The sequence below is a fragment of the Conexibacter woesei DSM 14684 genome (genome assembly GCF_000025265.1).
GTDB lineage: Bacteria > Actinomycetota > Thermoleophilia > Solirubrobacterales > Solirubrobacteraceae > Conexibacter > Conexibacter woesei.
In genome coordinates this window covers 6,152,733-6,177,083 of sequence record NC_013739.1, presented here as the reverse complement: position 1 = coordinate 6,177,083, position 24,351 = coordinate 6,152,733, and the positions used below count along the sequence as shown (strand labels likewise).

26 protein-coding genes are annotated in these 24,351 nt (G+C 72.4%); 20 read left to right on the top strand and 6 right to left on the bottom strand.

Annotated elements, in window-relative coordinates; genetic code table 11:
* Positions 1-274 precede the first annotated feature (274 nt).
* The 9 genes from CWOE_RS31715 (at position 275) to CWOE_RS28950 (ending at position 6,965) form a co-directional block, all read left to right on the top strand.
* Positions 275-1,108 carry a DUF1775 domain-containing protein gene (locus CWOE_RS31715; protein WP_012937225.1) on the top strand — a complete coding sequence of 278 codons (834 nt, stop codon included), beginning with the start codon at positions 275-277 and terminating at the stop codon, positions 1,106-1,108.
* A 169-nt stretch (positions 1,109-1,277) separates the two neighbouring features.
* Positions 1,278-2,090: a DsbA family protein gene (locus tag CWOE_RS28985; RefSeq protein WP_012937224.1), complete on the top strand. Its 813-nt coding sequence runs from the start codon at positions 1,278-1,280 to the stop codon at positions 2,088-2,090.
* A gap of 4 nt (positions 2,091-2,094) precedes the next feature.
* Positions 2,095-2,550: a vitamin K epoxide reductase family protein gene (locus CWOE_RS28980; RefSeq protein ID WP_012937223.1), complete on the top strand. Its 456-nt coding sequence runs from the start codon at positions 2,095-2,097 to the stop codon at positions 2,548-2,550.
* Positions 2,551-2,554: 4 nt separating this feature from the next.
* Positions 2,555-3,985: a hypothetical protein gene (locus tag CWOE_RS28975; RefSeq protein WP_012937222.1), complete on the top strand. Its 1,431-nt coding sequence runs from the start codon at positions 2,555-2,557 to the stop codon at positions 3,983-3,985.
* Positions 3,982-4,650, top strand: coding sequence for an SCO family protein (locus CWOE_RS31710; RefSeq protein ID WP_012937221.1), 669 nt, complete (start codon positions 3,982-3,984; stop codon positions 4,648-4,650). The genes CWOE_RS28975 and CWOE_RS31710 overlap by 4 nt, the downstream gene beginning before the upstream one ends.
* An 83-nt stretch (positions 4,651-4,733) precedes the next feature.
* Positions 4,734-5,312, top strand: a complete 579-nt coding sequence (locus tag CWOE_RS28965; RefSeq protein ID WP_012937220.1) for a winged helix-turn-helix transcriptional regulator — start codon at positions 4,734-4,736, stop codon at positions 5,310-5,312.
* Positions 5,313-5,327: 15 nt separating this feature from the next.
* Positions 5,328-5,546, top strand: coding sequence for an RNA-binding S4 domain-containing protein (locus CWOE_RS28960; protein WP_012937219.1), 219 nt, complete (start codon positions 5,328-5,330; stop codon positions 5,544-5,546).
* Between the two features lie 115 nt (positions 5,547-5,661).
* Entirely contained in the window at positions 5,662-6,294 is a 633-nt protein-coding gene (gene rpsD, locus CWOE_RS28955; RefSeq protein ID WP_012937218.1) for a 30S ribosomal protein S4, read from the top strand.
* Positions 6,295-6,296: 2 nt separating this feature from the next.
* Positions 6,297-6,965, top strand: a complete 669-nt coding sequence (locus CWOE_RS28950; RefSeq protein ID WP_012937217.1) for a hypothetical protein — start codon at positions 6,297-6,299, stop codon at positions 6,963-6,965.
* Between the two features lie 7 nt (positions 6,966-6,972).
* Here the strand turns inward: CWOE_RS28950 and crcB (CWOE_RS28945) are convergent, their stop codons facing one another.
* Both crcB (CWOE_RS28945) and crcB (CWOE_RS28940) read right to left on the bottom strand, forming a co-directional pair.
* Positions 6,973-7,350 (bottom strand): fluoride efflux transporter CrcB, encoded by a 378-nt coding sequence (gene crcB, locus CWOE_RS28945; protein WP_012937216.1) that lies wholly within the window; start codon positions 7,348-7,350, stop codon positions 6,973-6,975.
* Positions 7,347-7,766, bottom strand: coding sequence for a fluoride efflux transporter CrcB (crcB, locus tag CWOE_RS28940; RefSeq protein WP_049793556.1), 420 nt, complete (start codon positions 7,764-7,766; stop codon positions 7,347-7,349). The genes crcB (CWOE_RS28945) and crcB (CWOE_RS28940) overlap by 4 nt, the downstream gene beginning before the upstream one ends.
* Before the next feature lie 35 nt (positions 7,767-7,801).
* On the opposite strand from crcB (CWOE_RS28940), the gene CWOE_RS28935 reads away from it, so the two are divergent.
* Positions 7,802-8,695 carry a LysR family transcriptional regulator gene (locus tag CWOE_RS28935; RefSeq protein ID WP_012937214.1) on the top strand — a complete coding sequence of 298 codons (894 nt, stop codon included), beginning with the start codon at positions 7,802-7,804 and terminating at the stop codon, positions 8,693-8,695.
* Here the strand turns inward: CWOE_RS28935 and trxA are convergent.
* Both trxA and CWOE_RS28925 read right to left on the bottom strand, forming a co-directional pair.
* The gene (gene trxA / locus CWOE_RS28930; RefSeq protein WP_012937213.1) at positions 8,681-9,016 is read right to left on the bottom strand and encodes a thioredoxin; all 336 of its coding nucleotides are present in this window, start codon (positions 9,014-9,016) and stop codon (positions 8,681-8,683) included. The two genes, CWOE_RS28935 and trxA, sit on opposite strands and share 15 nt — an antisense overlap.
* Before the next feature lie 141 nt (positions 9,017-9,157).
* On the bottom strand, positions 9,158-9,526 hold the full coding sequence (locus CWOE_RS28925) for a hypothetical protein (RefSeq protein WP_012937212.1): 369 nt from the start codon (positions 9,524-9,526) through the stop codon (positions 9,158-9,160).
* Between the two features lie 149 nt (positions 9,527-9,675).
* Here CWOE_RS28925 and CWOE_RS28920 point away from each other — a divergent pair, with 149 nt between their 5' ends.
* The 5 genes from CWOE_RS28920 to CWOE_RS28900 are packed head-to-tail and all read left to right on the top strand — an operon-like array spanning position 9,676 to position 15,044.
* A complete protein-coding gene (locus CWOE_RS28920; RefSeq protein ID WP_012937211.1) occupies positions 9,676-11,100 on the top strand; it encodes an MFS transporter in 1,425 nt (474 codons plus the stop codon).
* Positions 11,101-11,141: 41 nt separating this feature from the next.
* Positions 11,142-12,101, top strand: a complete 960-nt coding sequence (locus CWOE_RS28915; protein WP_012937210.1) for a metal ABC transporter solute-binding protein, Zn/Mn family — start codon at positions 11,142-11,144, stop codon at positions 12,099-12,101.
* On the top strand, positions 12,098-12,889 hold the full coding sequence (locus CWOE_RS28910; RefSeq protein ID WP_012937209.1) for a metal ABC transporter ATP-binding protein: 792 nt from the start codon (positions 12,098-12,100) through the stop codon (positions 12,887-12,889). The genes CWOE_RS28915 and CWOE_RS28910 overlap by 4 nt, the downstream gene beginning before the upstream one ends.
* Entirely contained in the window at positions 12,877-14,142 is a 1,266-nt protein-coding gene (locus CWOE_RS28905) for a metal ABC transporter permease (protein ID WP_012937208.1), read from the top strand. The genes CWOE_RS28910 and CWOE_RS28905 overlap by 13 nt, the downstream gene beginning before the upstream one ends.
* Entirely contained in the window at positions 14,139-15,044 is a 906-nt protein-coding gene (locus CWOE_RS28900; RefSeq protein WP_012937207.1) for a metal ABC transporter permease, read from the top strand. Before CWOE_RS28905 ends, CWOE_RS28900 begins: the two co-directional genes overlap by 4 nt.
* A gap of 24 nt (positions 15,045-15,068) precedes the next feature.
* Here CWOE_RS28900 and CWOE_RS28895 read toward each other — a convergent pair whose 3' ends face one another.
* Positions 15,069-16,283, bottom strand: coding sequence for a YibE/F family protein (locus CWOE_RS28895; protein ID WP_012937206.1), 1,215 nt, complete (start codon positions 16,281-16,283; stop codon positions 15,069-15,071).
* A 29-nt stretch (positions 16,284-16,312) separates the two neighbouring features.
* On the opposite strand from CWOE_RS28895, the gene CWOE_RS28890 reads away from it, so the two are divergent.
* From CWOE_RS28890 to CWOE_RS28870, 5 genes are all read left to right on the top strand, one after another.
* Complete coding sequence (locus CWOE_RS28890) at positions 16,313-17,329, top strand: hypothetical protein (RefSeq protein ID WP_012937205.1); 1,017 nt, start codon at positions 16,313-16,315, stop codon at positions 17,327-17,329.
* Between the two features lie 272 nt (positions 17,330-17,601).
* On the top strand, positions 17,602-18,318 hold the full coding sequence (locus CWOE_RS28885) for a hypothetical protein (RefSeq protein WP_148261215.1): 717 nt from the start codon (positions 17,602-17,604) through the stop codon (positions 18,316-18,318).
* 243 nt (positions 18,319-18,561) lie between these two features.
* Positions 18,562-20,100 (top strand): sulfatase, encoded by a 1,539-nt coding sequence (locus CWOE_RS28880; protein WP_012937203.1) that lies wholly within the window; start codon positions 18,562-18,564, stop codon positions 20,098-20,100.
* Complete coding sequence (locus CWOE_RS28875; protein ID WP_012937202.1) at positions 20,100-21,617, top strand: sulfatase; 1,518 nt, start codon at positions 20,100-20,102, stop codon at positions 21,615-21,617. The genes CWOE_RS28880 and CWOE_RS28875 overlap by 1 nt, the downstream gene beginning before the upstream one ends.
* Positions 21,614-23,437: a DHA2 family efflux MFS transporter permease subunit gene (locus CWOE_RS28870; RefSeq protein ID WP_012937201.1), complete on the top strand. Its 1,824-nt coding sequence runs from the start codon at positions 21,614-21,616 to the stop codon at positions 23,435-23,437. Before CWOE_RS28875 ends, CWOE_RS28870 begins: the two co-directional genes overlap by 4 nt.
* Positions 23,438-23,442: 5 nt before the next feature.
* On the opposite strand, the gene CWOE_RS31705 is transcribed toward CWOE_RS28870, so the two are convergent.
* The gene (locus CWOE_RS31705; protein ID WP_012937200.1) at positions 23,443-24,342 is read right to left on the bottom strand and encodes a PHP domain-containing protein; all 900 of its coding nucleotides are present in this window, start codon (positions 24,340-24,342) and stop codon (positions 23,443-23,445) included.
* Positions 24,343-24,351: the final 9 nt, after the last annotated feature.

Here is a 24,351-nt window from a genome sequence, read left to right as displayed (position 1 = left end):
ACGACGCTCGCCGGCCTGCTGTATCTCGCGCCCGCGCTGCTGATCGCAGCGGCGCTGCTGCGCGGCCGGTACCTCGGCGAGCGGACCCTGACCGCGGTACTCGTGCGCGCTCGGCGCCTCCCGCGCCCGGCGCGGCGCCGCGGCTGCGCGCACGCGCGGCGCACGACCCCGCCGCGCGGCGGACGGCTCGTCGCCGCACGTCTGGCCGGACGGGCGCCGCCGCACGGCGGCCGGTCCCGATTCCGTTCACCCAGACACCGAGGAGCACATCTCCATGCGAACCCGCACCCTGCTCGCGGCATCCGCCGCGACCGCCGCACTCGCGCTGCCGAGCGCCGCGCAGGCGCATGTCACGCTGAACCCCAAGAGCATTCCCGCCGACAGCTACCAGGTGCTGTCCGTGCGCGTCCCGAACGAGGACGACAAGGCGGCGACGACGAAGGTCCAGCTGCAGTTCCCCGCCGGCTTCGCGTCGGCCTCGTACGAGGCGCAGGCCGGCTGGAAGGCGAAGCTCGTCACGCGCAGACTCGCGAGACCGCTGCAGACGGCGTACGGGCCGGTCGACCGGGAGGTCGCGTCGATCACCTGGACCGGCACGCGCAGAGGCCTCGGCCGGATCGCGCCGGGGCAGTTCCGCGACTTCCGCATCTCGGTGAAGGTTCCGGGCAGAGCCGGCGACACGCTGACGTTCGGCGCGCTGCAGACCTACTCGAACGGCACCGTCGTGCGCTGGACCGGCAGACCTGACGCCGACAAGCCGGCGCCGACCGTGAGGCTCACCGCAGCCGAGCGGGCGCACGGCGCGAGCACGCGTCCGCAGGCGCAGACCGCGCACGCCGGCATCGCGTCGCGCACCCCCGCGCCGGGCACGACCGCGCGCAACGTCAAGCGCGTCGCGATCACCTTCTCGCAGCGGCTCGTGACCGGCAAGCTCGACGTCTACCGCGGCTCGACCCGCGTCGCGCCGGCCCGCAGCGGGCCGGCCGGCGCGAGCGTGACGGCGTCGTTCGCGCGTCAGCTGGCGGCGGGCGGCTACACCGCCCGTTGGCGCGCGGTCGTCTCCGACGGCCACGTCCAGACCGGCTCGTGGAGCTTCCGTGTGAAGTAGGCGCGCCGCATTGAGCGGAACCTAAGGTCGCCCCGCGATGATGCGCTCCCGTTACCATCGCCCGTGGCCGCAATTCGCGGCCACGGGGTGAAGGTCGGCGAGTCAGAGCAGTTGGGGGCGGGGCAGTCTCGCCCCGTGTGCATCGAACAGGAGATCGAGGAACGACGCGATGGCGGACACCAGCGGAACGAGAAGAGAGCGCCGCGCTGCGGCGCGAACGGAACGGCAGGAGCGCGAACGCGCCGAAGCCGCCCGCGCCAGACAGCGCACGCGCCTGTTCCAGCTCGGCGGCGCCCTCGCACTCGCGGCGGCGATCATCATCGTGATCGTGATCGCGACCGGTGGCGGCGACGACAAGACGCCGGCGAAGAGAGCCGGCGAGTCGGTCGCCGGTCAGAGAGACGCGATCGCGCTGTTCAGCGGGATCGAGCAGAGAGGCACGTCGCTCGGCGACCCGAGAGCGCCGGTCACGCTGGTCGAGTTCGCCGACCTCCAGTGCCCGTATTGCCGCGACTTCTCGCTGCAGGTGCTGCCGTCGATCGTCAACGACTACGTCAAGACCGGCAGAGTGAAGCTGGAGTTCCGCAACCTCGCCTTCCTCGGCACCGACTCGACGCGCGGCGCGCAGATGGCCGAGGCCGTCGGGCTGCAGAACAGACTGTACGAGTTCATCGACATCTTCTACGCCAACCAGGGCGAGGAGAACTCGGGCTACGTGACCGACGAGTTCCTCACGAGAACGGCCGGCGCGATTCCGGGTGTCGACGTGCAGAGAGCGATGGACGACCGTGGCACGGCGAGAGTCCAGAGACTCCTGACCGACGCCCAGGAGGAGGCGACGGCGGCGTTCCCGCAGCTGTCGACCCCGTCCTTCCTGATCGGGCCGACCGGCGGAACGCTCGAGCCGCTTGAGGTGGAGCAGCTCAGCGCCGACGCCTTCAAGGAGAGAATCGACCCGGTCATCGAGAGAAACGCGAGATGAGCGGATGACCGACCGGGCACTTCAGCGCACGCTGCTGGTCCTGAGCGTGATCGGGATCGGCATCGCCGGCTATCTCAGCTACATCCACTACCGCGGCTTCGATCCAGCGTGCTCGACCGGCGGTTGCGAGAGAGTGCAGAGCTCGGAGTGGGCGAAGCTCGCTGGAGTGCCCGTTCCGTACCTCGGCCTCGTCGGCTACGTCGGGATCCTGGCCTCGCTGTTCGTGAAGAACGAGCTGGCGAAGGTCGCGACGGCCGGCATGGCCTACATCGGCTTCGCGTTCTCGATGTACCTGACGTATCGCGAGATATTCACGATCGAGGCGATCTGCCAGTGGTGCGTCGGCAGCGCCGTCGTGATGACGCTGATCGCGATCGTCGCGACGATCCGCGTGCTGCGGTTCGACGATTCGTCGTACGCTCCGTCCGTGACGTCGGATCCGGAGCACGAAGCTGTCTGATCGCATGCCCGCGCGGCGTGCGCGGGCCTGTCTGTTCCTCGCCGCGGCGCTGCTCCTGATCTGGGCGGCGCTGCCGGCGAGCGCGCAGGCGCACGGCCTCGTCGGGCGCACGGACCTGCCGATCCCGCAGTGGCTGTTCGCGTGGGTCGCGGCCGTCGTCCTGATCGTGTCGTTCGCGGCGCTGAGCCTGCTGTGGCCGCAGCCGCGGCTGGAGCACGCGCCGGCACGTCGCCGCGTCGCCGTCCCGCTCGTGCTGCGCGCGCTCGCGGGCGCGGTCTCGATCGCCGTCTTCGCGATCGTGCTCTACGCCGGCTTCGCCGGCACGTCGGTGCCGACCGCCAACCTCGCGCCGACCGCGATCTACGTCGTCGTGTGGGTCGGCGTGCCGGTCGTCTCGATCTTCCTCGGCGACGTCTGGCGGGTGCTGAGCCCGTGGCACGCGCTCGCCCGCGGCGTCGCGGCGGTCGCGACGCGGTTGCGCGGCGGCGAGGCGCTGCGTGCCCCGCTGACCTACCCGGAGCGGCTCGGCCGCTGGCCGGCGGTGATCGGCGTCGCCGGCTTCGCGTGGCTGGAGCTGGTCTACGTCGACCGCGACGTGCCCTCGACGCTGGCGCTGATCACGCTCCTGTACGCGCTCGTCCAGCTCGCCGGGATGGGGCTCTTCGGGATCGAGCGCTGGCGCACACGCGGCGACGCGTTCGGCGTCCTGTTCGAGCAGTTCGGCCGGATCGCGCCGCTGGAGCTGAGAGACGGCGCGATCTTCACGCGGCGGCCGCTGTCCGGGCTCGCGCAGCTCGACGGCGCGGTTCCGGGGACGATCGCGCTGCTGGCGGTGATGATCGGCACGACGACGTTCGACGGCGCCTCGAACGGCGAGCTGTGGACGAGCATCGCCGACCCGTTGCAGGAGCTCTTCGGCGACCTCGGCCTCGGCGTCACCGCGGCGAACGAGGTGACCGGGACGATCGGCCTGGTGGCGGTGATCCTGCTCGTCGGCGGCTTCTACCGGCTGGGTGTGATGGGGATGCAGACGGTCGGCGGCGACCACACGACCGGCGAGCTGGCGCAGCGCTTCGTCCACACGCTCGTGCCGATCGCGTTCGGCTACCTGCTCGCGCACTACTTCTCGCTGCTCGTCTTCCAGGGGCAGGCGCTCTCCTACCTCGTCTCCGACCCGCTCGGCGACGGCTCGAACCTGTTCGGCACCGCCAACTCGACGGTCGACTACACGCTCCTGTCGGCGTCGGCGATCTGGTACGTCCAGGTCGCGGCGCTCGTCGCGGGCCACGTCGCCGGCCTGACGCTCGCGCACGACCGCGCGCTGGTGATCTACCGTGATGCGCGTGAGGCGGTCCGCTCCCAGTACTGGATGCTCGTCGTGATGGTCGGCTTCACCTGCCTGGGCCTGTGGCTGCTGTCGGCGGTCTCGACGTGAGCGTGGAACCGCTCGGCCGCCGCACGCTCGCGCCGCTCGCCCTGCTGCTGCTCGCGCTCGTCGCGCTGGTCGGCTGCGGCTCGTCGTCGGGCGGTGACGACGACGGCAGCGGCGGGCCGCCGCCGAGCACGCCGTCGAGCCGCTTCGCCGCGGCCGGCACGCTTCCGCCGGTGCTGGCGGAGAGACCTGCGCCCGCGATCAGGCTGACCGACGCGCGTAGCGGCGAGCCGTTCGACACGGCGTCGCTGAGAGGCACGCCGTACATGGTCACGTTCCTGTTCGTGAACTGTCCCGACGTCTGCCCGCTGATCGGCCAGGAGATCCGCGAGGCGCTGGAGCAGATGGGCGGGCAGGCGGAGAGAGTGGCGGTGCTGGCGGTCAGCGTCGACCCGCGCGGCGACACCGCCGAGGCGGCGCGGACGTGGCTCAGACGCCAGCGCCAGCCGCAGAACTTCCACTATCTGATCGGCTCCGAGGATGAGCTCTCGCCGGTCTGGAGAGCGTTCTATGCCGCGCCGCAGATCGCCGGCGATCCCGAGAGCGCCCACACCGCCGTCGTGTGGCTGATCGACGCGCGCGGCCGGCTTGCGGCGAAGGTCGACGCCGGCACGTCGTTCGAACCGGCGGATCTGGCGAAGGACATGCGCACGCTGCTGTCCGAGTGACGGCGACCGGTGATGCTCCCGGCCGGGAGGTCGCCTAGCATGGGGCGCGTCTGTCGTTCACTGCCGCCGGAGGTTTCCCCCAGATGACCGAGTTGCTGCTGCCCCGCCTGAAGCAGGAGATAGAGGCACGGCTGGCGGAGCTGCGGCCGCTCGTGGAGGAGATCGAGCAGCTGGAGGCGGCGAAGGCGGCGCTGCTGGCGCGCTCGGAGTTGCCGCGGCCGCCGGCGGCCGCGAGGCCCGCGCCGCAGCGCAGACCGGCGCGCAACGGCGGCGGCAGCGCCGCGCCCGCGCGCAGACGGCGCGCGAGAGCGACTGCCGGCACGGCCGCCGCGACGCCGCCGGCCGACGGCGACCGCGCTCCTCGCGGCGCCAACCGCGACGCGATCCTGAAGCTCGTCGAGGAGCGCCCCGGCGTCTCCGTCGCCGAGATCGCGTCGGTCACGAAGATCGCCAAGCCGACCGTCGCGACGACCGTCTCGAAGCTGAAGCGCGAGGGTGTGCTCGCCGACGAGGCCGGCGGCGTCAAGCTCGCCTCGCGTCAGCCGCTGACGATCTCGGGCCCGGCCGCGGGCGCGCCGCGCAAGGAGAGCGCGAGCGACGCGGAGTGGGACGAGGCCGCGCCCGCCGGGGGCGACGCGTCCGCCGGCGACGCCGCGGCCTAGGCGCCGCACTCCGGGATGACCGCTCCGGTGCGAGAGATCCCGATCCGCGGCGAGATGATCCGGCTCGGCCAGCTGCTCAAGCTGGCCGACCTCGTCGAGGTCGGCGCCGACGCCAAGATCCTGCTCGAGGACGGGCTCGTCACGGTCAACGGCGAGACCGAGCAGCGCCGCGGACGTCAGCTGCATCGCGGCGACGTCGTCGCGGTCGAGGACGAGACGGTTCGCATCGTCTGACCCGGGAGCACATCGTCCGGACGGAAGACTCGGTACGATGTCAAGCCAACTTGCGAAGGACCGGCCTTCGTCGCGCCGCGACGAAGGCTGTTCCATGACTACCTAAGGAGACTGCGTGGGGCGTTACACCGGCCCGGTCGAGAAGCTCTCGCGACGCGAGGGCGTCGACCTTTGCCTGAAGGGCGAGCGACGACTGAATGGCAAGAGCGCCCTGGAGCGGCGTGGACCGCAGCCTCCCGGCCAGCACGGGAACGCCCGGCGCCGCAGAGAGTCCGTCTACGCGGAGCAGCTGCGCGAGAAGCAGAAGGCGAAGCGCTACTACGGCGTGCGCGAGAAGCAGTTCCGCCGCTACGTCGCCGCGGCCACGAAGAAGCGCGAGGGCGTCGTCGGCGAGCAGCTGCTGCAGCTGCTTGAGCAGCGTCTCGACAACGTCGTCTACCGCCTCGGCCTCGCGTCGACCCGTCCGCAGGCGCGCCAGTTCGTCGGTCACGGTCATGTGCTGGTCAACGGCCAGCGCTGCGACATCGCGTCGCGTCAGGTCAAGCCGGGCGACGTCGTGATGGTCGCGCCGGAAGCCGCGATCCGTCCCGTCTCGACGGTTGCGACCGAGCAGATGGGCCGCGTCGGCGCATGGCTCGAGGCTGACTTCGACTCGCTCGCCGGCAAGGTCCTGCGCCTCCCGGTCCGCAACGAGATCGACGCGCCGGTCGCCGAGCAGCTGATAGTCGAGTTCTACAGCCGGGTCTGACGATGGCGGACGGGCCCGTCCCGTTCCAAGCCCTCACCAGTTCCGACGACGTCGAGCACGGCGTCCTGGCGATTTCGCTGGGCGCCGAGTTCGAGCCGGTCGACGCGGCGTCGCTCGACGCCGCGCTCGCCCCGCTCGTCGCCGAGCTGGTGCCGATCGCCCGGGCTGACACGGCCGAGCAGCTGCTCGCCGCCGAGGCGATCCTCTCGCGGCACCTGCGCGCGGAGCCGCAGGGCTACCGCGACCTCGGCATCGACGACCTGCTGCCGCACGAGGTCGCCGCGGTCGGCCGCGGTCACGAGCTGGCCGTCACGCTCGTGGCGCTCGAGGCAGCCCGCCGCGCAGGCCTCAGACTCGGCCTCGTCGCCTCGGTCGACGCGGTCTACATCGCGCATCCGCAGCTGGAGGCGCCCGTCCTGCTGAACGCGGACGGCGACGGCCCCTGGCGGCTCGTCGACACGCGCGAGCTGGAGGACGAGGAGCTGGCCTGGCAGTCGGCCCACGAGGCCGCCCTGCTGCTGCTCGGCCTGATCGTCGAGCGCACGCACGAGACCGGCCTGCTGACGTACGAGCTGCGTGCCGCCGAGCTGTCGCTCCAGCTGCCGGTCGACGACGAGGAAGAGGAACGGCTGCGGACGCAGCTCGACGCCGTCCGCGCACGGCTCAACTAGCGCCGTGTCAGGCAAGCAGCCGGGCGAGCGCCCGGCCCAGCAGCAGCGCCACGAGGCCCGCGACGAGGCTGCCGACGACGTTGGCGGCGACCGCGCGACTGCGCCGCTCCTGCGCCAACCTCTCGCTGTCGACCATCCACGTCGAGAACGTCGTGTAGCCGCCGAGCAGGCCGGTCCCCGCGACGAGCATCGCGTCGTCGCTGAGCGTCAGGCCCGCGAGCAGCCCGAGCAGCGCGCTGCCGGAGACGTTGACGGCGACCGTGCCGAACGGAAGCCTGCCGGCCGGCGCGAACCGCGCCGTGACGCCGACCGTCAGCAGCACACGCAGCACCGCGCCGCAGCCTCCGAGCAGGCCGACGCCGATCCACGTCAGCGCCGCGCTCACGCGCGCTCCCGCGCAGGCACGTCCGGCGTCGCGCGTCGCGCGGACGCCAACCGCGTCGCGAGCGCCGCCGCCGCGAGACCGGCCGCGACGCTCGCCGCGGCGTAGCCGAGCGCGAGGCCGACGCGGTCGGCGTCGAGCATCCGCACCAGCTCCAGCTGGAACGTCGAGAAGGTCGTCAGCCCGCCGCACAGCCCCGGCCCGGCGAATGCGCGCACGTGCGCCGAGCGATGCCTCGACGGCAGCCGCGTGATCGCCAGGGCGAGCAGGGCGGCGCCGGCGACGTTGACCGCGAAGGTCGCCCACGGCCAGCTCGCCGGATCGTGCGCGAACGCCTCCTCCAGGCCTGCGCGCGCAAGCGTGCCGAGCGCACCGCCGGCGAAGACGGCGAGCAGCACGCGGAGGTCGAGACGCGGCAGCACGCGCGGGAGCTTGGCACGTCAGGATGTCGGCCATGGAGCTGCGTCAGCTGCGGTACTTCACCGCCGTCGCCCGCCACCGCCATTTCACGCGCGCGGCCGACGAGCTGCACGTCACGCAGTCGGCGCTCTCCCAGCAGGTGCGGCGGCTGGAGGAGGAGCTGGGCGTCGAGCTGCTGCTGCGCGCGCCGGCGGGCGTCGCGCTGACGCCCGCGGGCGAGGACCTGCTCGCGCGCGCCGACGCGATCCTCGCCGAGGCGGCCCGCGCCCACGCCGACATGGACGCGCACGCCGGCCTGCTGCGCGGCGTCGTGCGGATCGCGGCCGATGCCGCCGCCGCGCTCGCGCTGCCACCGGCGCTCGCCGCCTTCCACCGCGCGCACCCGGGAATCCGGATCGGGCTGCGGCAGAGCGCCCCGAGCGCGATCGCCGCGCTCGTGCGGACCGGCGCCGTCGACCTCGGCGTCGCCTCGCTGCCGGCGAGCGACGTCCCCGACGGCGTCCGCGCCGTCCCGCTGGCCGACGAGCCGCTGCACGCGATCGCGCCGCCTGGGGACCCGCTCGCCGCCGTCGGCGAGGTCGCCGTCTGGGAGCTGCGCGAGCGCCCGTTCATCCTCGCCGAGCAGGGCAGCGCGCTGCGCGACGTCGTCGCCGCGGCGTGCGAGGCGGCGGGCTTCGGGCCGGTGCCGCTGTTCGAGGTCGGCGATCCGGCGGCGGTGCGCGACCTCGTCCACGAGGGCCTCGGCGTCAGCCTCGTGCCGGCGTCGTGGCTGGCACGACCGGGCGCGGCGGTCGCCGTCGCGCGGCTCGCCGCGCCGGCGCCGCGCCACCGCGCGCTGCTGCTGGCGCCGGCCGCCGGCGCGCCGCCGGCCGGTGAGCTGCTGCGCGCGGAGCTGGGCGCCGCGCTCGGCGGCTCAGAGCAGCTCTGACAGCTCGCGCTCCAGGCGCGCCTTCGGCCGGCTGCCGACGAGCGTCGCGACCGGCTCGCCACCGCGGAACAGCATCAGCGTCGGCATCGACAGGATGCGGTATCTGATCGCCGTCGCCTGCTGCTCGTCGGCGTTGAGCGAGACGACGCGCAGCTCGTCGTGCTCGGCGTCGATCGCTGCCAGGACGGGTCTCATCGCGCGGCACGGCGGGCACCACGGCGCCCAGAAGTCGACGAGCACGGGCAGGTCGGATTCGAGCACGTCGGCGACGAAGCGGTCGTCGGTCGTGGCGGGGACGGCGGGTGCGGGCGTCGATTGCACGGGGGCTCCTCGGGTCGGTCGCGATCGGGCGCGTCCGACGATCGCCCACCTCAGCGGGCCCGCCAAGTCGCATCGCTGATCGCGCCGATAAGCGGCGCGCCCGGCCCCCGCCGATTCACGGAGCGCGCCGCGTCGGGTGCGTCAGGCGTGCGCCGGCTGCTGCACGTTGGCGATCGCCTCCTGGAAGCGACCCATCGGCTCGGCGATCCCCTCGTTCGCGTAGCCGTCGACCACGCGCAGGTCGTCGACGACCATGCCGGCGTCGAGCGTGATCCGCAGGAAGCGATCGTCCTCGCGGATCGCTTCGACCTGGGCGTGCGTGCCGTACAGCAGCATCATTCCGCCGACAGACCCGTTCGGGGTCAGCAGCACGAGGTCGAACCGTTCGATGCCGCCCTGCTGTTGCAGCCCGGTGTAGTACCCGACCGCATCGTTGAAGACTTCCAACGAGCGCCGCTCCCGGCCGCGTACGACCGCTCCCCAGCTCAGACAGAGGATCCTGTCGGCCATGAGATGCTCCTCTCACTGCTCGGCCGGGCGCGGGGTCGACCGGCCTGGTGCAACGAGCTTCGCACCGGCTTTCTGATCGATCAAGGCCGTCGGTGCGCCCGCTGCGCGCCGCCGAGCGCGCGCCGCCGCCGCGCCGTATCGTCAGTGCCATGGCCGCCGCCGACACCGCGCGGCGGAGCGGGGCGTATCGCACGATCGCGAGCCTCACGCTCGCGTCGCTCGCCTACGCCGTCATGCAGATGATGGTCGTGCCCGCCCTGCCGGCGATCGAGCGCGATCTCGGCGCCGACTCCAGCAGCGTCGCCTGGCTGATCTCCGCCTTCCTGCTCAGCACCGCCGTCTCGACGCCCGTGCTCGGCCGGCTCGGCGACATGTTCGGCAAGGAGCGGATGCTGATGATCGTGCTGGCGGTGTTCGCCGCCGGCGGCGTGCTCGGCGCGTTCGCGACCTCGCTGGAGATGCTGATCGCCGCACGTGTGGTCCAGGGTCTCGGCGGCGCGATCTTCCCGCTCGCGTTCGGGATCGCGCGCGACGCGCTGCCCGCCGACAAGCTGTCGATGGGGATCGGGCTGATGTCGGGCAGCTTCGGGGTCGGCGGCGGGGCCGGGCTGGTGCTCAGCGGGCTGATCGTCGATCACGCCTCGTGGCACGGGATCTTCTGGGTGGGAATCGCGATCCCGCTCGCCGCGATCGTCTGCGTGCGCGCGTTCGTGCCCGCATCCCCGGCGCGCACCCGCGTCCAGCTCGACTGGCTCGGCGCGATCCTGCTCGGCGGCGGCCTGATGCCGCTGCTGCTCGCCGTCTCGCGCGGCCGCGCATGGGGGTGGGGCTCCCCGGCCGTGCTCGGCCTGCTCGCCGGCGGCGCCGCGCTGCTCGTGCTGTGGACGCTGTGGGAGCTGCGCCGGCGCGAGCCGCTGATCGACGTGCGCCTGCTCGCCCGCCGGCCGGTCTGGACCGTCAACGCCGCCGCGCTGTTCGTCGGCTTCGGCATGTATGCGACGAGCTATCTCGTGCCCCAGCTGGTGCAGGCCGACCCGCTCCACGCCGGCTTCGGCTTCGACGCGAGCACGACCGCCGCCGGCCTGTTCCTGCTGCCCGCGATGCTGGTGGGCCTCGTCTTCGGTCCCGTGAGCGGCACGCTCGCGAGCCGCTTCGGCCCGAAGCTGCCGCTCGTGCTGGGGACGGCGACGATGGCGGCCGGCTTCGCGCTGCTCGCGTTCGCGCACGACGCGCCGTGGCACGTCTACCTCGGCGCGCTGCTCTCCTACGGCCTCGGGCTGACGCTCGCGCTGACCGCGATGGCGAACCTGATCCTCGTCGGCGTGCCGCGCGCGCAGACCGGCGAGTCGACGGGCATGAACACGATGGTGCGCACGGTCGGCGGCTCGCTCGGCAGCCAGGTCGTCGCGGCGCTCGTGCTGGCCGGCGGCGCGGCTGGCAGCGTCGCGGCGAGCGCGAGCGGCGGCGGGCCGACCGAGCACGGCTTCACCGTCGCGTTCGCCGTCTGCGCCGCGCTGCTGCTGGTCGCCACGGCGTTGTCGGCGGCGGTGCCGTCCGCACCGACCCGAGAGTGAGTTTTTGGCAAGCCAAAACTTTTTGCTAGGCTCGGTCCACGATGAACCTGCGACTGCTTCGCATCTTGATTGCGGCGGCCCTCGGGACGCTGGGGATCGCTCTCCTCGCCGGCTGCGGCTCCAGTGAGGGCACCGCGGCCGGCGCCACGGTCCCCGTCGACCGCAAGGTCGCGGTCACGACGACGACGAACTTCATCACCGACACCGTCCGCCAGATCGGCGGCGACCGCGTCGAGGTGACCGGCCTGATGGGCCCCGGCGTCGACCCCCACCTCTACAAGGCGAGCGCCCGCGACGTCGCCGACCTGCGCGACGCCGACGTCGTCTTCTACGGCGGGCTCCACCTCGAGGGCAAGATGGGCGACCTGCTCGGCAAGCTCGCCGAGAAGCAGACGACGACGGCGGTGATGGAGGAGATCCCGGAGCGCGACCTGCTGGAGCCGCCCGCCGGGCTCAACGCCGAGCACGACCCGCACGTCTGGTTCGACGTCGCCAACTGGAAGGTCGTCGCGCGGACGATCGCCGACACGCTCAAGCAGAAGGACCCGGCGCACGCGGCCGAGTACGACGAGCGCCTCGCCGCGTACCTGCGCGAGCTCGACGCGACCGACCGCTACGTCGAGCGGCGGATCGCCGAGATCCCACCCAGACAGCGCGTGCTGATCACCTCGCACGACGCGTTCCAGTACTTCGGCAAGCGCTACGCGATCGACGTCGCCGGCATCCAGGGCATCTCGACCGTCGCCGAGGCGACGACCGCCGACGTCCAGCGGATCGCGCAGCTGATCGCCGACCGCGACGTGAAGGCCGTCTTCATCGAGTCGAGCGTCCCGCGGCAGACGATCGACGCGGTCCTCGCGGCCGCCGAGCAGAAGGGCGCCGACGCCCACGTCGGCGGCGAGCTGTACACCGACGCGGCCGGCGACGAAGGCACACCGGAAGGGACGTACATAGGAATGGTCAGAGCGAACGCCGACAAGATCGCGGAGGGACTCCGATGAGTGCGAGATCCTCGCCTGGCGGCTCGGATGCGGCGCCTGCGCTGGAGGTCCGCCGCCTGACGGCCTCCTACGGCGCCCGGCCCGTCCTGTGGGACGTCGACGCCAGCTTCCCGGCCGGCTCGCTGTCCGCGATCGTCGGCCCCAACGGCGCGGGCAAGTCGACGCTGCTGAAGGCGGCGCTCGGCCTGATCCCCTCCGACGCCGGCCAGGCGCTCGTCGCCGGCAGGCCGATCGGCGCCGCGCGCGACCAGGTCGCCTACGTGCCGCAGCGCGACGCGGTCGACTGGGACTTCCCGATCACCGTGCGCGAGGTCGTCGAGATGGGCCGCTACGCCAGCACCGGCTGGTTCCGGCGCGTGCCGCGCAGGGACGCGATGCTGGTCGACGACTGCCTTGAGCGCGTCGGCATGAGCGCCTACCGCGGCCGCCAGATCGGCCAGCTCTCCGGCGGCCAGCGCCAGCGCGTCTTCATCGCCCGGGCGCTCGCGCAGCAGGCCCCGCTGCTGCTGATGGACGAGCCGTTCGCCGGCGTCGACGCGCGCACCGAGGCGTCGATCCTGGAGCTGCTCGGCGAGCTGCGCGACGAGGGCCGCACGGTCGTCGTCGTCCACCACGACCTCGGGACCGTCCGCGGCGCGTTCGACTGGGCGCTGCTGCTGAACGTGCGCGCCGTCGCCGAGGGGCCGGTCGCCGACGTGATCACGAAGGAGACGCTCGCGCGCGCCTACGGCGCCGGCGCGGCGTCGGTCGGCGTCGACGGCGAGGAGGCGCTGTCGTGGGCTGGCTGATCGACCTGCTGCCGCTCAACTACAGCGACGCGGTCGTCGCGGTCGGCGCGGCGCTGCTCGGCATCACGGCCGGCGCGCTCGGCGTCTTCGCCGTGCTGCGCCAGCGCAGCCTCGTCGGCGACGCGCTCGCGCACGCCGCGCTGCCCGGCGTCTGCATCGCGTTCCTTGCGACCGGTGCCAAGGACGCGACGACGCTGCTCGTCGGTGCCGCCTGCGCCGGCCTCGTCGGCGCGCTGCTGATGGTCGGGATCGAGCGCACGAGCCGGATCCGCCCCGACGCCGCGATCGGCGTCGTGCTGTCGAGCTTCTTCTCGCTCGGGATCGTGCTGCTGACCTACATCGCGGCGTCCGACGACGCCAACCAGGCCGGGCTCGACAAGTACCTGTTCGGCCAGGCCGCCGGCCTGCTGGAGCGCGATCTGAACGTGATGGCGATCCTCGCCGTCGTCTCGCTCGCGGTCGTCGCGGTGACGTTCCGCGCGCTCAAGACGACGCTGTTCGACCCCGCCTTCGCCGGCGCCGTCGGGCTGCCCGTGCGGCTGCTGGAGGTCTTCATGACGATGCTGCTCGTCGTCGCGGTCGTGATCGGCCTGCGGACCGTCGGCGCGATCCTGATGGTCGCGATGCTCGTCGTGCCGACCGTCGCCGCACGCCAGCTGTGCGACCGCCTCAGCATCCTGCTGCCGGTCGCGGCCGGCATCGGCGCGGCGGTCGGCGTGACGGGCGCGCTCGTCGCCGGCAGCGCGGAGGTCCCGACCGGGCCCGTGATCGTGCTCGTCGGCGTCGCCGTCGTGATCGTCGCGGTGCTGCTCGCACCCGGGCGTGGCGTGCTGTGGCGCGGGCGAAAGCTCGCGCGCGACCGCCGCCGCACGTTGATCGAGGGCGTGCTCGTCGACCTCGAGACGTCGATCCACGCCGGTCCGCCGCCGACGCCGCAGGAGCTGGCGCTCGCCAGCGGCCGGCCGCGCCGCGCGGTGCAGCGTGCGCTGACCGCGCTCGACCGCGCCGGCATGCTCGCGCACGACGGCGACCGCGTCCACCTGTCGGAGGCGGGCGCCTCCGCAGCGCACGCGGTGCTGGAGCGGCGCGACCTGTGGAGCGCGTGGCTGGAGCACGGCTGGCAGCTCGCGCTGCCGGACGCGCGCGAGCCGGACCCGAGCGACCTGCGCGGGAGCCTCGGCGACGCCTACGCGGACGAGCTGCAGCGGCTCGCGGCGGCAGGCGCGGGCGGCGCCGCCGGGGGCGCGCGATGAGCGACGACGTCACGATCATCCTCACCGCCGGTCTCGTCGCGACGGCCGCCGGCCTGCTCGGTCCGTTCCTCGTGCTGCGCCGCGTCGCGCTGATGAGCGACGCCGTCAGCCATGCGGTGCTGCCCGGCATCGTCGCCGTCTACCTCTTGCTCGGCACGCGCGCGCCGCTGCCGGTGATCGTCGGCGCGGGCGTCTTCGCCGTCCTCTGCGTGCTCGCGATCGACGCGCTCAGATCGACGCGGCTCGTTGCCAGCGACGCCGCGATCGCGCTCGTCTTCCCGGCGCTGTTCGCGATCGGCGTGCTCGGCGTGACGAAGTTCGCCAGCGGCGCGCACCTCGACCTCGACGCGACGATCTACGGCGAGATCGCGTTCGCGCCGTTCGAGACGCTGACGTTCGGCGACGTCGAGATCGCGCGCTCGATCGTGCTGATCGGCGCGGTCGTGCTGGCGAACGCGATCCTCGTCGGGCTGCTGTGGAAGGAGCTGAAGGCGACGACCTTCGACCCCGAGTTCTCGCGCACGATCGGGATCTCGCCGACGCTGCTGTCGCGCCTGCTGCTGATCGCCGTCGCGGTCACGGCGGTGACGGCGTTCGAGTCGGTCGGCGCGATCCTCGTCGTGACGCTGCTGATCGTCCCGGCCGCGACGGCGTACCTGCTGACCGACCGCCTCTGGGCGATGATCGGCGTCACGCTCGCGATCGGCTGGCTGAGCGCGATCGCCGGCCACACGACCGCGTTGCAGGTCGACGCGTCGATCGCCGGGTCGATGGGCCTCGTCGCTGCCTGCTGCTTCGCGCTCGCGCTGTTCCTGTCGCCGAAGTACGGCCTGCTCGCCCGCTGCCTGACGCGCCGCAGGCGGCGGCGCGAGATCCGCGCCGCGCTCGCCGCCGCCGGCTAGCCCGGCGCGCGGGCCGCGCTCCGCTCAGTGCACGTGCGCGTGGCCGTGCGCGGCCTCGCGCTCGACCTCGGCATGCGGCGTGTGGAGCGCGAGCAGCGCGGCGAGGGCGGTCGTGCTCGGGACCGCGGCGATCAGCCCGATCGAGCCGACGAGCGTCGCGACGACCTGCTCGGAGACCAGTTCGAGGTTGAGCGCGTCGCCGGCGCCGAGCGCGCCGGAGGCGAAGATCAGCAGCACCGGCAGCGACGAGCCGGCGTAGGCGAGCACGAGCGTGTTGACGGTCGCGGCGACGTGGTCGCGGCCGACGTCCATCGCGCGCCGGAACAGCTCGCGGAAGCCCAGCTCGGGGTTCGCGGCGCGCAGCGCGAAGACGGTCGACGACTGGCTGACGGTGACGTCGTCGAGGACGCCGAGCGCGCCGATGATCATGCCGGCGATCAGCAGCCCCTGGAGCGAGACTGACGGGTCGGCGAGCCGCAGCGCGAACGCCTCCTCGCCGGCGAGCCCGGTCAGCCGCGTCGCGCTCGTGAAGATCACCGCCAGCAGCGCCGTCAGCAGCAGACTGGCGGAGGTCCCCAGCATCGCCGCGATCGACTTCGGGCCGCGCCCGTGCGCGAGCAGGATCGTGATCAGCCCGATCGCGAGGGAGCCCGAGATCGCGACCGCGACCGGCGGCTCGCCGTCGAGGATCGCCGGGATGATGTAGACGAGGATCAGCACGAGGCTGACGCCGAGCCCGAGCAGCGACAGCGCGCCGCGCAGCCGCGACAGCAGCAGCACGAGCACGGCGAAGATGACGAACAGCAGGATCAGCGCCGGCCCGCGCTGGAAGTCGACGAGCTGGTAGGTGTTCTGCCCGACCTGCTCGTAGCCCGGCACCTCCTCCGCCCGCGCGACGCGCAGCTTGTCGCCGACGTGCACCGGCGGGTCGACGCCGTTCGCGTTCCACTGGATCACGCCTCTGCTGCCGTCGTCCGACCCGCTGTCGACGTGGATCAGCACGCGCACGCAGCGGTCGCTGACGGTCGCGCCGCACGGTCTGTCGTCGATCCCCGTGACGGTCGCCTTGTCGCTCGGCTGCACGACCTCGGAGAACTTCTCGCCGACGTTCGTCGGCCACATCAGCGCCATCGCCACGACGGTGCCGAGCGCGACGACGACGATGAAGGCGCGCGCGGCGCCGAGGAGCGAGAGGCGGGAGATCGGAGCATTGAAGCAGCGGCGGCTTAACCGCAACACTGTGGCGCGTCGGCGCGTTTGAGCCGGTCATGAACCGACGTCAAGGAACGACGCTCGCTGCGACCGTCCTCACGCTGCTGGCGGTTGCGCCCAGCGGCGCCGTCGCGGCACCCGCGCAGGACGGACGGTCCGCGCTCGCGACCGGCAGATCGCAGGACGGACGCGCGAGCTTCAGGCTCGAAGGACGGAGACTCACCGTCACCCTCGCCCGTCGGCTCGAACGCAAGGGCTTCGCAGGCCGTCCGTCGGCGACGCTCGTCTGCGGCGAGACGGTGCCCGTCGGGTCCGCGGCGAGGCTTCCTCGCACCTTCGACACCGTGGTGGCTCGGCGCATCCTGCGCGTCCACCCCGGTGTGCGCACGGTTCGCGCGCTGCTCGACCGCGACATCGCCAGATGGGCGAACTGGTGCAAGCTGCGCTGGCACAGCGCAGCGCGACAGCTGTCCCTCGAAGCGGAGATGACGCTGCGGAGCGGCACGCCGCCCGGCTGCTCACCTGCCGACCCCAGACTCGTGATGGTCGAGAACGACCGCGTGCTGGTGATGTCCGCCACGCGCCGCACCGAGTGGACGAGCGCGGCGATCTACCGCGCGTGCGACAAGTCGTCGGCGACGTGGCACGAGCTCGCCGACGCCTACCAGGACCGGTACGCGGGGTGGGTCCAGGAGCTGTTCGTGGTCAGCGGAGCCTGGGTGGCGTGGCGGACGGACGACGCGTCGTCGTACGCCGGCAAGCGGACGTGCACGATCCAGCGCAAGGATCTCGACGGCGGTCCCGCCCAGAGCATCCCGATGACGCAGGACGACGCGTCGGACACGTGCGCGACAGCGCTCGCGCTCGGCTCCAACGGCGCCGTCGCGTGGGTCGTGGCGACGTGGGGTCAGCCGTCCCCGCCGGACCGGCTCAACGTGCTCGCGTCGAGCGGCACGATCGTCACCCTCGACACCGCGCCCGCCAGAACGCTGACGGACATCGCGATCAGCCCCGACGGCGGCACCGTCACGTGGATGAACGGCGGCCAGCCGAGAAGCGCTCGCGTTCCGTGATCGCCATGCGACGAGGTCCGGGACGAAACGCGGTCGCGGTCGCCGCGCTGGCGGCGGTGTGCGCCGGTGGTGCGGGCGCGCCGAGCGGGGCGACAGCGAAGAGCGCGCCGGCAGTGGCAGCGGGAAGATCGAGCGACGGGTCGGTCTGGCGGCTGGAAGGCCGCCGGCTCATGATCAGGCTGGCCGAGCCGCTCAGCGGATATCGCGGCGGGAGAGTGCGCGTGCTGCTGCGGTGCGGCGAGGGAGTCGGGGCTCCCAACGCATCGCGGCCGATGCCGACCTTCGTGCGGCAGGCTGGTCGGTGGATCCCGGCCGTGCCGGGCACGCGGGTCCTCGCGGGCACGCTCTCGCGCGACGTCGCGGCGGCGGCGACGCTGTGCGCGCTGCGCGTCGCCGGGGACGAGCAGAACACCGAGACGGTCACCGCCGCGATGCGGCTGCGCCGCGGCGCCCCTCCGGCATGTCGGCTCGCGAACGGAGAGCGGGCGGCGTTCCGTGACGGGCGCGTGCTCGTGGCCGTGCTGGCGGGTGCCAGCGAAGACGAGCACGAGGAGCACTATCGCGCCTGCGCGCGGCCGAACGGACGGTCGGTGGCGCTCGGGACGGCATGGGCCGGCGGAGGCGGCGGGGGCGGAGGCAGCGAGACGCTGGCCGGATTCGCGCGCGTCGGCAACTGGCTGGCGTGGCGGTGGGCGTACCAGCCCAACAACCCGGGGTCCGAAGGGTCCTCGTCCGTCCAGCTGTGGAACGTTTCGGCGACCGGTGCGACAGCTGTCCGAGCTGCCGGCTCGTGGCCCGTCGCGGGCAGAGGCGGCGCGGTCGCGTGGCTCGCCGGCACGGCTGTGCACGTCGGTACCGCCGACGGAAGGTCCGCTGTCCTCGGCAGTGCGAGCGGCGAGGGCCCGCTGACGGATCTCGCGATCAGCGCCGACGGCCGCACTGTGACGTGGAAGGACGGCGGCCAGCCGAGGAGCGCGCCGATGCCATGAGCCGCGCGATGTGATCGCGGGCCGGCGGCCGGCAGAGGGGAGCGTGAAAGCGCGCTTTCTCAGCCGAAACTCAGTCGGTCACGCGAACATCTGCTCCATCAGCGAAGATTTATGTCGACTGGGCGTGCGCAACTCTGTTGCGCACGCTGTGTTGGCAGTGCCGGTAGGTACCGGAATCCCCCAGGCTGGAGCAGAATTTGAGCGGCGAAGCCGCGGCGTATGCCGCGACGGACAAGTAGTTCGATGGCGGCACGGCGATTCACGCGGCGCGGTGCGCTGAAGGTCGGTGCGGCCGGAGCGGCCGCGGCTGGCCTCTCCGCCTGTGGCAACGAGTACGAGGAGACGTCCGGACGCGCCGACGGCGCGCCGAACGTCGTGCTGATCATCACGGACTCCACGCGTGCGGACTACATCGGTGCGTACAACCCCAACTCGCTTGCCAGAACGCCCAACCTCGACGAGCTGTTCAAACGCTCGCTGAAGTTCGAGCTGGCGATCCCGGAGGCGATGCCGACCGGGCTCGTGCGGCGCTCCGTGCTGACGGGCATGCGCTCGTTCCCCAACCGCGACTGGGTGCTCTCCCCGCCGATGCCGGCCGAGGTCGGCTGGACCCGCCCGCTGCCGCACCAGCCGCTGCTGACCGAGGAGCTCGGCAAGGCCGGCGTCGAGACCGCGTACGTGACCGACAACCCGTTCATCGTCGGCCCGCGCTACACCGACTTCCGGCGCACGCTCGACATCGGCCGGCCCGACTTCTCCCAGGGCGCCTACCGCGCCTTCAACACGCCCTTCAGACGCCCCGCGCCGCGCAGCGCGATCGAGAAGTACCTGCTGCCCGCGCTGTCGGACACCGTCGAGGTGCGCCGCCTGCAGGACTACGTCGGCTGGAACAGCATGTACCGCGTCGGCGAGCGCAACTACTCCGCCGCGCGCGTCATGCGCGGCGGGATGGACGCGCTCGACGACCTCAAGGACAAGCAGCCGTTCTTCCTCGGCGTCGACTCGTTCGACCCGCACGAGCCGTTCGACGCGCCGCCGCTCTACGTGCGCGAGATCGAGGGCCAGCCGAAGGGGATCCAGCGCGACAGAGGGATCATGCCGATCCAGCCGTTCCTGACGCCCGCCTCCAGACTCGACAAGATCGACGTCGACCCCGAGACGCTGCAGCTCATACGCGAGCTGTACGCGGCCGAGCTGACGTTCGTCGACGTCTGGATCGGCAAGCTGCTGAACAAGCTCGACGACCTCGGGCTCTCCGACAACACCGTCGTCTACTTCCTCAGCGACCACGGCCTGACGCTCGGCGAGCACGGCATCATCGGCAAGTCGACGCCGCGGCCGTACCGCGAGATCCACCACATCCCGTACCTGATCCACGACCCGTCGGGCCGGATGGCCGGCAAGACGAGCCGCTACTTCGCCTCCACGCACGACGTCGCCCGCACGGTCATGTCGTTCATGGGCGTCCGCGCGCCCGGCCTGATGAACGGCGAGGACCTGACCGTCCTGTTCGACGGCCGCGAGCCGCCGGCACGGCCGTACTACACCTCCTGCTACCAGGAGACGTGGATCTGCGGCGACTACGACTGGCTGCTGATCTCGACGCCGGACGGCTCCAGAAGAGAGCTGTACGACCTCGTCAACGACCCCGGCAACACGAGAGACGTCGCGAGCGATCCCGCCAACCAGGCGACGATCGACACGCTCTGGACGGTCCTGATCAACGAGGCGGGCGGCACGCTGCCCGTCTTCCACGACCACATCGGCGTGGTGGGCGGCTGATGGCGGACGACGGACGGATCTCACGCCGCGCCCTGCTGCGCGGCGGCGGCGCGTCGGCCGGCCTCGCCGCGCTGACCGGCGCCGGCGTGCTCGGCGCCGCCGCGACCGCGCAGGCGCAGGACGGCGACAGAGCGAGAGAGCGCCCCAACGTCGTGCTGATCGTCGCTGACCGCCTGCGGGCCGACTACGTCGGCGCCTACGACGACGTCTTCGACGACCGCCACGCCAAGACGCCCAACATCGACGAGCTGGCCGACCAGGCGCTGCGCTTCAAGTACGCCGTCCCGGACGGCATGCCGGCGATCCCGATGCGCCGCGGGATGCTGACCGGGATGCGCAGCTACCCGTTCCGCGACTGGAGAGCGACGGCGGGGATGCCAGCGATCCCCGGCTTCAACAAGATCTACGACTTCCAGCCGATGGTCACCGAGCTGGCCGCCGCCGCCGGGATCACGACCGTCTACGTGACCGACAACCCGACGTTCACCGGCCCGCGCTTCGGCCGGATCGTGCGGACCGGCCCGCTCGCGACCTCGGCCGGCTTCGAGTCGACCGAGCGCGACTACCTGCTGCCGCTCGGCGGCACGGTCCAGCGCAGACGCCAGGAGCCGACGAGCCGCGTCCTGCGCGAGGGGATCGAGCAGCTCGACCAGCTGAGAGGCAGACAGCCGTTCTTCCTGACGCTCGACGCGTTCGACCCCAACGACGCGTTCCGGCTGCCGCGCCAGTTCGTCGAGGGCAGCGGCCCGCTGCACGACGACGTCACGCTGCCGAAGGACCGCGTCTACCAGCAGACGTTCAGAGCCGACGGCGACGTCAAGGGCGAGGTGCGCGACCGCTACGCCGCCGAGGTCGAGTCGGTCGACGGCTGGGTCGGCAGATTCCTCGACAAGCTCGACGACGCCGGCCTCGCCGACAACACCGTCGTCGTCTTCGTCGGCGACTCCGGCATCGCGCTCGGCGAGCAGGGCGTCTACGGCCACCCCGCCGGCGTCTGGCACCGGCGCGCCTACCACGTGCCGTTCCTGATCCGCGACCCCGACGGCCGCTGGGCCGGCGACACCAGCAAGTGGTTCGCCTCCACGCACGACATCCCGTCGACGCTGCTCTCCTACTGGGGCATCACGAGCCCGGGCAGAATGCAGGGCGAGGACCTGACGACGCTGTTCGACGACTTCGACCTGCCGGCGCGGCCGTACTACACGACCGCGATCGACACGCACATCGTCACGGGCAGCCGCACGTGGCTGCTGATCGGCCGCTCCGACCAGGACCGCTGGCGCCTGTACGAGGCCGAGGACGAGGACGAGCCGGACGAGATCCGCACCGAGACCGTCAAGTCGCCGACCGTGCTCGAGGAGATGAGACGGTATGCGCTGGCCGCCGCCGGCGGCACGCTGCCCGACTTCGGCGACACGGCCGCGATACGGCCGGCACAGCCCGACTCGCTCGACAAGAAGGTCGCCGACGACGGCACGCTCGACGAGGACGAGGCGGAGGCGAACGAGCTTCGATGAGCGCGAAGGTGCGTCAGAACCCGCCGGCCGAACGGCTCTACGCGATCAAGTGGAGAGTCTTCGCGGTCATGATGATCGCGTGGTTCATGTCGATGCTCGACATGTCGATCATGAACACCGCGCTGCCGGAGCTGCAGCACGATTTCGAGACGGACCTGCCGAACGCGTCGTGGGTCGTCAACGTCTACAGCATCGTCTTCGCGGTGCTGCTGATCGCGACCGGCCGCCTCGCGGACCAGTTCGGCCGCAAGAAGATGTTCATCGGCGGCCTCGTCGTCTTCACCGTCGGCTCGGCGCTCTGCGCCGTCGCCTGGGACATCGGCTGGCTCATAGGCTTCCGCGCGCTGCAGGCGATCGGCGCCGGCATGCTCGCGCCGCTCGGCTTCGCGATGACGGCGCTCGTCTTCCCGCCGAGAGAGCGCGGCAAGGGCCTCGCGATGATCGCCGTCGTCGCCCTCGTCGCCAACGGCCTCGGCCCGGTGATCGGCGGCGGCCTGATCGAGATCGCCAGCTGGCACTGGATCTTCGTCATCAACCTGCCGCTCGGCGTGATCGGCGTCGTGCTCGCGTGGCGCTGGTGGCCGGAGACGTACGACCTCAGCGCCAGCCGCCACATCGACTGGCAGGGCATGGTGCTGCTCGGCGCCTCGGTCTCGCTCTTCACGTACGGCCTGATCGAGGCGAACGTGCGCGGCTGGGACGACGCCGCGATCCTCTTCTTCATCCAGATCTCGATCGTGCTCGGGATCGGCTTCGTGGTCTGGCAGAAGCGCGCGAGAAACCCGATGATCCCGCCCGCGCTGCTGGCCAACAAGCAGTTCCTTTCGGCCAACCTCGCGATGGTGATCCTCGGCGCCGGCGCGGTCGGCGGCATCTTCCTGCTCGCGCAGGTGTTCGTGAACCTGTGGGGCTTCTCGCAGCTGGAGGCCGGCCTGAGCCTGCTGCCGATCGGCGTCTGCGGCGGCCTCGTCTGGCCGCTTGTCGCGCGCGCCGCCGACAACGCGCCCGCGTACCGGCTCGCGGTCCCGGCGCTCGGGTCGCTGGCGCTCGGCCTGCTGTGGTTCTCCTTCATGCCGTCGACCTACGAGGGCGTCGGCGACTACCTGTTCGTGCTGCCGGGCCTGATCCTGATCGGCATGGGCATCGGCGTCGGCTTCCCGACGCTCAACGTCGGCGCGATGAACGCCGCGATGGGACCGAACCTCGGCGTCGCCTCCGGCGTCGTCAACACGTCGCGCCAGCTCGGGTCGGCGCTCGGCATCGCGCTGCTGATCACGGTCTTCACGACGACGGCCGGGTGGCACTACGACGGCAAGAAGGACCACATCGAGGACACGTCCTACGTGTGGGCGGTGCCGAACGGCATCTCGCACGGCGTGATCCACCACGACATCGCCGAGTTCGCCGGCGCCGTCGAGCGCAAGGAGACGGCGCCGGTCGGCTTCGACCGCTGGCTGCGGCGGGAGGCGGCCGGGATAGCGCGTGACGGCTTCGGCTGGGCGTTCCGGCTCTCCGCGCTGCTGCTGCTGTTCATGATCCCGGTCGTGCGCAAGCTGACGCTGACGCCGGCCGAGGCGCGTGCGAACGCGATGGCGGCCGCGCAGCGGGCGGCGGCCGCCGCACCGCCGTCACCGCCGCCGGCGCCCGTCCCGGTCGGCGGGCAGCCGGCCGAAGCCGCGGCCGGCGCCGTCGCGGTCCCCAACGGCGGCGGCGTCGAGGGCCGCATCGCCGAGCTGGAAGACGCCCTGCGCGGCCTGCGCGCGGAGGTCGCCGACGGCCGCCGCGGCGGCCGCTCCGGCGGCGAGGAGCGGCCGCAGTGATGCGCTCAGGCGCCGGCGGCTGTCGCCGCGCGCGCGGCGTCCTGCAGCCGGCTCAGGTCCGGCGTGAAGCCGTGCAGCTCGTGCGCGAGGAAGGTCGAGAAGAGCCGGTGCTCGGGACCGTGGTAGTCCGAGGAGCCCGTCGTCAGCAGCCCCAGCTCGCCGCAGCGCTCGACGAGCAGGCGCGTCTGGTCGGCGTCGTGGGTCGGGTAGAAGCACTCGACGCCGTCGAGGCCGGCGCCCTTGAAGCGGTCGATCGCGCCGAGCACCTCGTCGTCGGAGTCGAGGTCCCAGTACGGGTGCGCCCAGATCGCGAGGCCGCCGGCGTCATGGATCCAGCCGATCGCGTCGAAGACCGTCGGATGGGTGCGCGCAAGGTATCCGGGCGTCCCGGGTATGAGGTATGCAGGAATGAACGAGGACACGTCATCGTGCCCTTCCTCCGCCAGACGGGCTGCGTTGGCGGGATGGATCAGCACAGCCTGCGCGAGATGCGGACGCCCGATCGGCTTCCCGGCTGCGCGTCGCGCCGCCAGCGGGGCGTCGTCGACCTCGAACCCGAGCTCGTTCAGCTTCGCTGCCATCCGCTCGGCGCGCAGCTCCCGGTCGGCGCGCGCGGCGAGCAGCCGCTCGGCCAGCAGGGGATTGTGATGGTCGATCCCGTAGCCCAGCACGTGCAGGTCTTCGTAGCGACCGTCGACCGAGGAGATCTCGGTCGCGGGCAGGATCGCGACGCCGTGGCGGGCCCCCGCGGCGAGCGCTTCGTCGACGCCGTCGACGGTGTCGTGGTCGGAGAGTGCCAGCAGCTCCACGCCCGCCGCGGCGGCGCGCTCGACGACGTCTGCCGCGGGCAGGACGCCGTCGGAGTGGAGCGAGTGGGACTGGAGGTCGAAGGTCGGCTTCGTCATGGCGGAGCA

What these genes read in the sequence shown, in the direction of transcription:
- CWOE_RS31715 (WP_012937225.1), top strand. Translation starts at nt 275, where the DNA reads ATGCGAACCCGCACCCTGCTCGCGGCATCCGCCGCGACCGCCGCACTC.
- CWOE_RS28985 (WP_012937224.1), top strand. Translation starts at nt 1,278, where the DNA reads ATGGCGGACACCAGCGGAACGAGAAGAGAGCGCCGCGCTGCGGCGCGA.
- CWOE_RS28980 (WP_012937223.1), top strand. Translation starts at nt 2,095, where the DNA reads ATGACCGACCGGGCACTTCAGCGCACGCTGCTGGTCCTGAGCGTGATC.
- CWOE_RS28975 (WP_012937222.1), top strand. Translation starts at nt 2,555, where the DNA reads ATGCCCGCGCGGCGTGCGCGGGCCTGTCTGTTCCTCGCCGCGGCGCTG.
- CWOE_RS28965 (WP_012937220.1), top strand. Translation starts at nt 4,734, where the DNA reads ATGACCGAGTTGCTGCTGCCCCGCCTGAAGCAGGAGATAGAGGCACGG.
- CWOE_RS28960 (WP_012937219.1), top strand. Translation starts at nt 5,328, where the DNA reads ATGACCGCTCCGGTGCGAGAGATCCCGATCCGCGGCGAGATGATCCGG.
- CWOE_RS28950 (WP_012937217.1), top strand. Translation starts at nt 6,297, where the DNA reads ATGGCGGACGGGCCCGTCCCGTTCCAAGCCCTCACCAGTTCCGACGAC.
- CWOE_RS28935 (WP_012937214.1), top strand. Translation starts at nt 7,802, where the DNA reads ATGGAGCTGCGTCAGCTGCGGTACTTCACCGCCGTCGCCCGCCACCGC.
- CWOE_RS28925 (WP_012937212.1), bottom strand. Translation starts at nt 9,526, where the DNA reads ATGGCCGACAGGATCCTCTGTCTGAGCTGGGGAGCGGTCGTACGCGGC.
- CWOE_RS28920 (WP_012937211.1), top strand. Translation starts at nt 9,676, where the DNA reads ATGGCCGCCGCCGACACCGCGCGGCGGAGCGGGGCGTATCGCACGATC.
- CWOE_RS28915 (WP_012937210.1), top strand. Translation starts at nt 11,142, where the DNA reads ATGAACCTGCGACTGCTTCGCATCTTGATTGCGGCGGCCCTCGGGACG.
- CWOE_RS28910 (WP_012937209.1), top strand. Translation starts at nt 12,098, where the DNA reads ATGAGTGCGAGATCCTCGCCTGGCGGCTCGGATGCGGCGCCTGCGCTG.
- CWOE_RS28900 (WP_012937207.1), top strand. Translation starts at nt 14,139, where the DNA reads ATGAGCGACGACGTCACGATCATCCTCACCGCCGGTCTCGTCGCGACG.
- CWOE_RS28890 (WP_012937205.1), top strand. Translation starts at nt 16,313, where the DNA reads ATGAACCGACGTCAAGGAACGACGCTCGCTGCGACCGTCCTCACGCTG.
- CWOE_RS28885 (WP_148261215.1), top strand. Translation starts at nt 17,602, where the DNA reads ATGCCGACCTTCGTGCGGCAGGCTGGTCGGTGGATCCCGGCCGTGCCG.
- CWOE_RS28880 (WP_012937203.1), top strand. Translation starts at nt 18,562, where the DNA reads ATGGCGGCACGGCGATTCACGCGGCGCGGTGCGCTGAAGGTCGGTGCG.
- CWOE_RS28875 (WP_012937202.1), top strand. Translation starts at nt 20,100, where the DNA reads ATGGCGGACGACGGACGGATCTCACGCCGCGCCCTGCTGCGCGGCGGC.
- CWOE_RS28870 (WP_012937201.1), top strand. Translation starts at nt 21,614, where the DNA reads ATGAGCGCGAAGGTGCGTCAGAACCCGCCGGCCGAACGGCTCTACGCG.
- CWOE_RS31705 (WP_012937200.1), bottom strand. Translation starts at nt 24,342, where the DNA reads ATGACGAAGCCGACCTTCGACCTCCAGTCCCACTCGCTCCACTCCGAC.